This is a genomic window from Geomonas sp. (assembly GCF_056994735.1).
Genome location: NZ_JBXKJL010000102.1, coordinates 1 through 7,895, shown reverse-complemented (window position 1 = coordinate 7,895; position 7,895 = coordinate 1). Strand labels below are relative to the sequence as shown.

At 57.7% G+C, this 7,895-nt stretch carries 9 protein-coding genes; 4 read left to right on the top strand and 5 right to left on the bottom strand.

What is annotated here, in order from left to right; translation table 11 throughout:
- Positions 1–798: 798 nt before the first annotated feature.
- The 3 genes from AC11W3_RS04755 to AC11W3_RS04745 all read right to left on the bottom strand — a co-directional run bounded on the left by AC11W3_RS04755 (position 799) and on the right by AC11W3_RS04745 (position 1,715).
- On the bottom strand, positions 799–1,242 hold the full coding sequence (locus AC11W3_RS04755) for a DUF2383 domain-containing protein (protein ID WP_484091753.1): 444 nt from the start codon (positions 1,240–1,242) through the stop codon (positions 799–801).
- Between the two features lie 89 nt (positions 1,243–1,331).
- Positions 1,332–1,496: a hypothetical protein gene (locus AC11W3_RS04750; RefSeq protein ID WP_484091754.1), complete on the bottom strand. Its 165-nt coding sequence runs from the start codon at positions 1,494–1,496 to the stop codon at positions 1,332–1,334.
- A gap of 39 nt (positions 1,497–1,535) precedes the next feature.
- Complete coding sequence (locus AC11W3_RS04745; protein WP_484091755.1) at positions 1,536–1,715, bottom strand: SAP domain-containing protein; 180 nt, start codon at positions 1,713–1,715, stop codon at positions 1,536–1,538.
- A 259-nt stretch (positions 1,716–1,974) separates the two neighbouring features.
- On the opposite strand from AC11W3_RS04745, the gene ligD reads away from it, so the two are divergent.
- On the top strand, positions 1,975–4,668 hold the full coding sequence (ligD, locus tag AC11W3_RS04740) for a DNA ligase D (protein ID WP_484092578.1): 2,694 nt from the start codon (positions 1,975–1,977) through the stop codon (positions 4,666–4,668).
- Between the two features lie 171 nt (positions 4,669–4,839).
- Positions 4,840–5,016 (top strand): DUF1328 domain-containing protein, encoded by a 177-nt coding sequence (locus tag AC11W3_RS04735; protein ID WP_484091757.1) that lies wholly within the window; start codon positions 4,840–4,842, stop codon positions 5,014–5,016.
- 76 nt (positions 5,017–5,092) lie between these two features.
- On the opposite strand, the gene AC11W3_RS04730 is transcribed toward AC11W3_RS04735, so the two are convergent.
- Positions 5,093–5,974 carry an ADP-polyphosphate phosphotransferase gene (locus tag AC11W3_RS04730; RefSeq protein WP_484092577.1) on the bottom strand — a complete coding sequence of 294 codons (882 nt, stop codon included), beginning with the start codon at positions 5,972–5,974 and terminating at the stop codon, positions 5,093–5,095.
- A gap of 363 nt (positions 5,975–6,337) precedes the next feature.
- On the opposite strand from AC11W3_RS04730, the gene AC11W3_RS04725 reads away from it, so the two are divergent.
- Positions 6,338–7,108, top strand: coding sequence for a sulfite exporter TauE/SafE family protein (locus AC11W3_RS04725; RefSeq protein ID WP_484091759.1), 771 nt, complete (start codon positions 6,338–6,340; stop codon positions 7,106–7,108).
- Between the two features lie 163 nt (positions 7,109–7,271).
- Here AC11W3_RS04725 and AC11W3_RS04720 read toward each other — a convergent pair whose 3' ends face one another.
- Positions 7,272–7,544 carry a cytochrome c7 gene (locus tag AC11W3_RS04720; protein ID WP_484091760.1) on the bottom strand — a complete coding sequence of 91 codons (273 nt, stop codon included), beginning with the start codon at positions 7,542–7,544 and terminating at the stop codon, positions 7,272–7,274.
- A 173-nt stretch (positions 7,545–7,717) separates the two neighbouring features.
- Between AC11W3_RS04720 and AC11W3_RS04715 the strand changes: the two genes are divergently transcribed.
- A partial coding sequence (locus AC11W3_RS04715; RefSeq protein ID WP_484092579.1) for a helix-turn-helix transcriptional regulator occupies positions 7,718–7,895 on the top strand: 178 nt, incomplete at its 3' end.

Genomic DNA, 7,895 nt, shown 5'->3' with positions numbered 1-7,895 from the left:
CATTCGCGCCGAGGTCGCCCCCCCACGAAGATGCCATAAAACCACCTCCCGCTTGCATAGCTGCTCTCTCAGATACCGGCTATATCTTTGCAGCGGCAGCCAGAAACATTTGTTAAAGATACTTTATCAGCCACCCATGTCAACGACGGGAGGGGTGTCGCTATCCCTGCATGGAAGTGAGAGAAATCAACAGTCTCAGCAACATTTCTCTGATGATTTGGAAGCATGAGGATAGCTGAGGCAATAGCGTTTGCCTGCCCTTTGACAATAGTTGGCCGTGCGATATCTGGTACAGGTTTCCAAGGAGACGCACCCCCTCAGCTCCTCGAAAGGTTCAGGGAGATATGAAGAGCGGAACCAAGAAGGTCATCGTGGAGGCCGAGGCCTGGCGCCGACCGCGAGTGCGGAGCACACTGCTGGAAGGGCCGGGAGAGGATGGGTGACCGGCAGACGAGGAAACCCGCTGGGCTGCGCGCCGGTGAATCCGCAGGCATCACACGGAGCAGTGTGGTTCCATTCGTGCTGAGCTTGTCGAAGCACGCAAGCTGAAGGACCCGGTTGGAGCGCTTGGGGCAACATTCTTGGAAAAGCAAATCCCCCCTGCCCCCCCTTCGCTAAAGGGGGGACGCGAGGCACCCGATTCGTCACTCATCGTCGGTGTGCAGTGTTCGTGGACTGTGAAGGGCGGAAGCGTTGCCCCAGGCACGAACAAGGGCCTGAACCCTGTAGGATCCAAGCCCTTGTTCATGCTGGTTGTGCCGGCTGTGATGCCGACAGCCCCCCTTGCTTCCGCTCTCTTTAGGTACGCCCCACGGTCTGGAGGGCTTCGCGGATGAAGGCCAGGTGGCGCTGCTCGTCCGCGTAGTTCTGCTGGATGATGGAGGTGATGTCCACCGGGAAATCCATTTTGGAGGCTTCCTCGTACTTGGAGGTGGTAAGACGCTCGTTGGTTTCCATGGCTTCCAGGGCACCTTTGGTCCCGGTCAGGCTGCGCAGCGCAGTGAAGCCGGAGATGATGAACCCTTTGAAGTCTGAGGTGAGCTCAGGGGGGGTTCCGCCCAGCTCCAGCACCTTGGCCGACAAGAGGTCTATGTGCTTGCGGTGGTCCGCCTGGAACTGGATCAGCTTGTCCTTTATCACCTGCTCGTTCACGTTCTTGATGGCCTGGTCGTAGGCATGGGTGGCATCCACGTCCAAATGAATGAGCTTCTCCAGTTGATTGAGAATGTCGTCTCTGTTCATGTAGCTACCTCCAGAATTAAATTTTTGTAAGGTTAGCACAGGGGATGCTTTTTACAACGCATCAGCAAAAATTCCTTTTTTTCAAACAGTTATTCCTTCATTCGCCCAATAATCCTCCACTCGTGGCCCTTCTGGTGCTCGTGGTTTTCGGCGGCTTCCTTGGCAATCTCCCTGCTGTGCAGCCAACCAGTGATCTTGCCGCACCCCACTTTGCACTCGGGGAGATACTCGTATGCCGTGTAGTCGTGTTCCATGGCAATACTCCTTGGGACCGGATCGGATAGTCGCGCCGCTTACTTGCAATCCTCCGCCCACAGGCACTTCTTTTGGCCGCAGCGGGCCGCCTTGCCGGTATCGAAGCACTCCTGATTTCCCTCTTTGCGCTGGATCACCCTGATCAGTTCGCTCTTCTTCATCTTCCCGGGCGCTATGTCCATTCTCTGAGCCATCTCCTTGATATCCTGTACTTTCATTTACCCTCTCCTTTTCAATTCCCCGCAGGGTTCTTTATTTTTCTCACCGGAAGGTCTGCACCTTTGGTACAGGGCAGAGCTATCCAGCCTGCAAGATTGACACGACCTAATAATTTAACCATACCTCTCCTTTTGTCAAACATCTCCCCGCATTCAACACCGTCAAAAAGATAGTGTCTGCGCCCGGCGATGGCCTTTCATAGCGGCTTTGGCGGGCTGAAGTGAAGGTATGATAGACTGTCATAGGAGGAGATTCACGATGAGCCTCGATGAATACAAGCGCAAGAGAGACCTCAGTAAGACTCCTGAACCCCCGCCCGGTGAGACCAATCCAGCCAATGTCCTGCGCTTCGTGGTTCACAAACATGCAGCCTCCCATCTGCACTACGACTTCAGGCTGGAGATGGATGGGGTCCTCAAGAGCTGGGCCATCCCCAAGGGCCCTTCGCTTGATCCGGCCATCAAGCGGCTGGCGATGATGGTGGAGGATCATCCCTACGAGTACCGCACCTTCGAAGGCGTTATTCCCAAGGGGAACTACGGCGCCGGGGAGGTCATCATCTGGGACGAAGGCACCTTCCACGCCGTCGGGGTTAGCGGGAAGGGAGAGAGCGAGGGGCCGTTGCGGGAGGGGCTGAGGAAGGGGGATCTGAAGTTCATACTCGACGGGGAGAAGCTCAAAGGCGAGTTCGCCCTGGTACGGATCAAGAGCGACAAGGATAACACCTGGCTGCTGATCAAGAAGAAGGACCAATACGCAACCGGCGAGGACGTCACCACCCTCGACCGTTCAGTGGTGAGCAATGCGACCATCGAGGAGATCCGTCAGGGGAAGAAGGCTGCTCCCGCCAGTAAAGAGGCCGCGGTTCGTGCCAACGCTTCAATTCCTGCCGAGACCTCGGGCCCGGCCCGAGCTCCAAGGGCCGCAGAGCCTTCAACCACAGCGAAGACTCCCGCACCGCCGGCGCCACCCGATTCCGCGCATCCCGCGCCGCCGAAAAGATCGGCAGCCCCGATGCCCCACAACGTGAAGCCTATGCTGGCCAGTTCCACGGAGGAGTCGTTCGACGACCCGGACTGGATCTTCGAGATCAAGCTGGACGGCTACCGTGCCATCGCCGAATTGGAAGGCGGCAGCGTGACCCTCTATTCCCGCAATAACCTCTCCTTCAACAAGAGGTTCCCCGCCATCGTCAGTTCCCTGGAATCCATAGGAAGAAGTGCGGTTTTCGACGGAGAGGTCGTGGCCCTCGACGAGAACGGGAGATCGTCGTTCCAGGTACTGCAGAACAACCAGCGCACCGGCGAGGGGAATATCTGCTACTACGTCTTTGACCTCCTCTACCTGGACGGCGAGGATCTGCGGGGGCTCCCCCTCCTCACCAGGAAGGCGATGCTGCGCGGCCTGCTGCGGGATCTCCCCAATATCAGGTATAGCGACCACGTGCTCGAGTACGGCAGGGACTTCTTCGCCCTGGCCCGGCAGAACAGCCTGGAGGGGATTCTGGCCAAGCGCGGCAGCAGCCGGTACCTGAACGGAAGGCGCAGCCGCGACTGGCTCAAGATCAAGATCCGGATGCGGCAGGAGGCGGTGATCTGCGGCTTTACCGCCCCGCGCGGCAGCCGGAAAAACCTCGGCTCGCTGGTGCTGGGGGTCTACGAGAACAATGAGCTGGTCTACATCGGCCTGACCGGCGGCGGCTTCGACGACGCCGGATTGAAGGAGATGTACGCGAGGCTGGAGCCGCTCATCGAGGAAAAGTCTCCTTTCAAGGAGAAGGTGAAGACCGACATGCCGGTCACGTGGGTGAAACCGGCGTTGGTGTGCGAGGTCGAGTTCGCCGAATGGACCGACGAGGGAATCATGCGGCAGCCGATCTTCCTGGGGCTCAGGGAAGACAAGGACCCTTCACAGGTGGTGAGAGAGCTGTACTCGACCGAGGTGAACGCCGAAGAGGGGGGTGGTCCGACAAAAGAGGAGGCCGCCGGCACCCAAGAGAAGGAAGAGACGACCGCCGGGACGGAAGATCTGGAAGAGCAAAGCGGTAAGAAGAAGATCCTGGTGATCGACGGCAAGAGGCTGGAGCTCAGCAACCTGAGCAAGGTCTTCTGGCCTGACGAAGGCTATACCAAAGGGGATGTCATCGACTACTACCGGAAGGCATCCCACCTGATCCTCCCGCACCTGCAGGACCGGCCGGAATCGCTGTACCGGACTCCGCACGGCATTGCCGAGCCCGGGTTTTTCCAGAAGGAGGCGGGCGCGCTGCCGCCGCCGTGGATGGCGACCAAGGAGATCTACTCGAAGCATGTCGACAAGAACATCAAGTTCTTCCTCTGCCAGGACGAGGCCACCCTGGTCTACATGGCGAACCTGGGGTGCATCGAGATCAACCCCTGGCTGTCGCGCATCCAGCACCTCAACAATCCCGACTATTTCGTCATTGACCTCGACCCCGAGGACATCTCTTTCGAAAAGGTCATCGAGGCCGCCCTCGCGGTCCGTGATGTTCTCGACCGGGCTGGCGCCACGAGCTTCCCGAAGACCTCGGGTGCGACGGGGATTCACATCTATATCCCCCTGGGTGCGAAGTACGGTTACGTCACGGCGCAGCAGTTCGCCGAGGTGGTGGCTACCCTCGCCCACAGTCTGGTTCCCGACTTCACCAGTCTGCTGCGCAGCCCGCAGAAGCGGCAGAAAAGAGTCTATCTCGACTTCCTGCAGAACAAGGCGGGGGCGACTCTGGCGGCACCGTACAGCATCCGGCCGAAACCGGGCGCGACTGTCTCGACTCCCCTGAAATGGGAAGAGGTGAAGCCGGGACTGCATCCGAGCCAGTTCACCATCAGGACCATTTTTCAGCGTGTCGAGCACCTTGGGGACCTTTTCGCAGGGGTGCTGGGGCCGGGAATCGATCTGGAGACATGCATCGAAAATCTGGAGAGAAGCTGAGGCGGGAAGGTAGGGGCAATTCAACTCCACGACTGCGGCTAAACAGTGATATCATATCGAAATAACTAGCATATTAGCTGAACCAGCCCCCCGACCTGGCCCTATCTAAGCCAATATCCCCTGTGCTATACTGCAGGTAGCAAGAGGCTGAACACAGGGAGGTGAACAGTCATGTTGCGATGGGCTCTGATATTTTTCGTCATATCCATCCTCGCCGCCTTTTTTGGGTTCGCCGGTGTTGCCACTGCAGCAGCAGGCATCGCTAAACTACTCTTCTATCTGTTCCTGGCGATCGCCGTGATCATGCTGATAGCTGGCCTTCTCGCCGGTCGAAGCATCACACGATAACCTACTGAGACATTAAATCGAAAAAATCTGATCGGGCGGCCACAGGCCGCCTTTTTCATGTCCGCAATCTTCTTACCTATTTCGACTCCTGTTCATGCAGTTGTCTCTTGATCTCCTGCAGCTCTTCCTGCCTGGCAGGGCTGGTTTCCGGGTATTTCATTCCGAGCTTCTCGAGGCTTTCCAGGATGACCTGCGAGACTATCAGCCTGGTGTTCCTCTTGTCATCAGCCGGGACGACGTACCAGGGAGCATGCTTGGTGCTGGTCGCGCTCAGGCACTCCTCATAGGCGCTCATGTACTCCTTCCAGAGTTTCCTCTCCTCGATATCGGACTGGCTGAGCTTCCAGTTCTTTTCCGGATTCTCGATCCTCTCCAGGAAACGCTTCCGCTGCTCTTCCTTCGATATGTGGAGGAAGAACTTTATCACCAGGGTGCCATTTCTATAAAGATGGTTCTCGAAGTCCACAATCGACCGGTATCGGTCCCGCCAGATCTCCTTGTCGTCGGCGAGTCGGTCGGGAAGTCCCTCCGCCTGCAGGATGTCCGGATGCACCCGGACTATCAGCACCTCCTCATAGTGCGAGCGATTGAAGATGCCGATCCGCCCCCGCTCCGGCAGCCGGGAGATGGCTCTCCAGAGGAAATCGTGCTCCAGCTCGGTACCGCTGGGGTGCTTGAAGGAATGGACCTCGCACCCCTGGGGGTTGATGCCGGACATGACATGCTTGATAGCGCTATCCTTGCCGCCGGCGTCCATCGCCTGGAAGATCAGCAGCAAAGAATAGCTGTTGTTTGCGTAGAGGAGGGCCTGCAGCGCGCTTAGCTGCTGGATGTGCTGATCCAGCAGCTCCTGGTACTGCTCCTTTGAACCGTAGAAGGGGTCGACCAGGGTCGGCAGCTTCTTCAGCGAAAGCTTCTGGCCGTTTTCGACTATGAAGTCCTTGATCGGGATTTTCATGGTTTCCCCCCCGGCTCAATCGCCAGGAAATGCGATGGTAGTTATCCGTTTAAGTCTTCTCAGATTTTCTCCGTGTCTCCGTGGCTAAAGGTTTGGCTTCGGCCCCCGGAAGATGCGCCCTTTGGCGGCGCTGGTCGTCGTTGCCATGACATCCCCCTCCTATTAACATTCATGAATTCTAATTTGCCTAGAATTCTAGGACTTGAGGCCGCGTTGTCAACCGCCCGGGAGCGCCGGAATTTGTCCAGGGCAGCTGGCAATACCCCCCCACTTGTCTATAATTAACTTCGACATTTATTCCCTGTAATGTCATCGGACTTCCCTCCCCCTGAGGGGAAGTCCTAACCAAGAAAGGGATCCCTAATGAACACCCTTCCCCATCATCTCTGGATCGGCTTCGCCGGCGGCCTCCTCGCCTTCGCCCACTGCCTCGGCATGTGCGGTGGCTTCGTCCTCCATCTGTCCCAGGAGCAGAACCGGAACAAAATGGTCCTCAACCAGTTGCTCTGGCAGACAGGCAGAATCTTCACCTATACCCTGCTCGGCGCCCTGGCCGGATACGCCGGCGGCTTCCTCAGTTCGCTCTTTTTCAACCATGTGCTGTTCCGCAATCTCCTCACCTACCTCGCGGGAGGGGTTATCATCGTCATGGGCTTAAGCCTCCTGGGGCTTCTGCCTGTCACCAGCAAACGAGGCAACACCGGGATCTCCTCCCTGGCTTCCTTCTGCGGAAAGTTGTTCAAGGGATCTTCACCGGGGACGGCTTTATCCCTCGGCATCGCCACCGGCTTTCTCCCCTGCCCCATTATCGTCGCCTTTCTTGCCTATGCCCTCCAGTCCGCATCGGTAACCACCGGGATGGCCACCATGGCCGCACTCGGCGCGGGAACGATGGTACCGCTGCTGGTCCTCGGTGGCCTCACCCGATTGACCAGGATCCATCTCAGGAGCTGGGGACCGACGGCCGGGGGGATTATCCTGATCGTCCTGGGGACCACCACCGCGCTCAGGGGGACGACACTCTTCCACCGCCTCCTCGGCTGCCCCTCACCGGCCGCCGCGGCTCAACCCGTTCAGGAAGAGGTGAAACCTTGCTGCGCCGGGAAGGTACATGGAAACGACAGCGGCCATTAGAGCTTTCCGTTATACCTGCGCACACTGCGGCCCGACCGTCACGGCAGCGCACGATCACTGAAGTCCGGCAGAAAGAAGGGACAAAAAAGGCGGCCGGGGCCGCCTTTTTAATTGGTCATCTAGAATTCATTACAGGACGTTCTGCCGTGGCTCCTGATACGTCTTACTTCTTGTGGCACTCGGAGCACTTGGTCGGACCTGCGCCCTTGTCGGTGTGGCAACCTTTGCAGGTCTTGTGGGCGAAGTCCTTGCCGAACCCTTCGATCTTCCCCGGCCCCTTCTCGTGGCAGATCTTGCACTCCTTCAGCATCTCCTGGTGCTTCTTGTGGTTGAAGGCGACTGTACCGGGTTTAGCCTGGAAGGTCATGGTGTCGGCGGCCATAACTGCTGCTGCGCTGAAGACGACGAGGGCTACTGCGGCGATCACGTTTTTCATTTTTGCTACTCCTTGGTTTTTGTTTTTTACCACCGGAAATGTGACAATAAATACCATCGGGTGTACCCTCTGGCTATCTACATCTATAGCAATTCCACCCGATGTCGGGTCGTCATCTATGTGACATCAGGTACTTAACAAACGATCGACAGCATGGGGAAAGAGGTCGGCCCATGGAGCAGGCTTCGGAGAAAGTCGAAAAAGGGACGGTACCAGGTCTCGCTATAGACGGGTCACGGGTGAGGAATATCCGGGAAGCGAAGAAACTTACCCAGCTCTACGTGGCGAGCGTGGTCGGCGTCACCACCGATACCATTTCCCGTTGGGAGAATAACCGCTATCCCTCCATCA

What these genes read in the sequence shown, in the direction of transcription:
- ligD (WP_484092578.1), top strand. Translation starts at nt 1,975, where the DNA reads ATGAGCCTCGATGAATACAAGCGCAAGAGAGACCTCAGTAAGACTCCT.
- AC11W3_RS04755 (WP_484091753.1), bottom strand. Translation starts at nt 1,242, where the DNA reads ATGAACAGAGACGACATTCTCAATCAACTGGAGAAGCTCATTCATTTG.
- AC11W3_RS04745 (WP_484091755.1), bottom strand. Translation starts at nt 1,715, where the DNA reads ATGAAAGTACAGGATATCAAGGAGATGGCTCAGAGAATGGACATAGCG.
- AC11W3_RS04725 (WP_484091759.1), top strand. Translation starts at nt 6,338, where the DNA reads ATGAACACCCTTCCCCATCATCTCTGGATCGGCTTCGCCGGCGGCCTC.
- AC11W3_RS04735 (WP_484091757.1), top strand. Translation starts at nt 4,840, where the DNA reads ATGTTGCGATGGGCTCTGATATTTTTCGTCATATCCATCCTCGCCGCC.
- AC11W3_RS04730 (WP_484092577.1), bottom strand. Translation starts at nt 5,974, where the DNA reads ATGAAAATCCCGATCAAGGACTTCATAGTCGAAAACGGCCAGAAGCTT.
- AC11W3_RS04750 (WP_484091754.1), bottom strand. Translation starts at nt 1,496, where the DNA reads ATGGAACACGACTACACGGCATACGAGTATCTCCCCGAGTGCAAAGTG.
- AC11W3_RS04720 (WP_484091760.1), bottom strand. Translation starts at nt 7,544, where the DNA reads ATGAAAAACGTGATCGCCGCAGTAGCCCTCGTCGTCTTCAGCGCAGCA.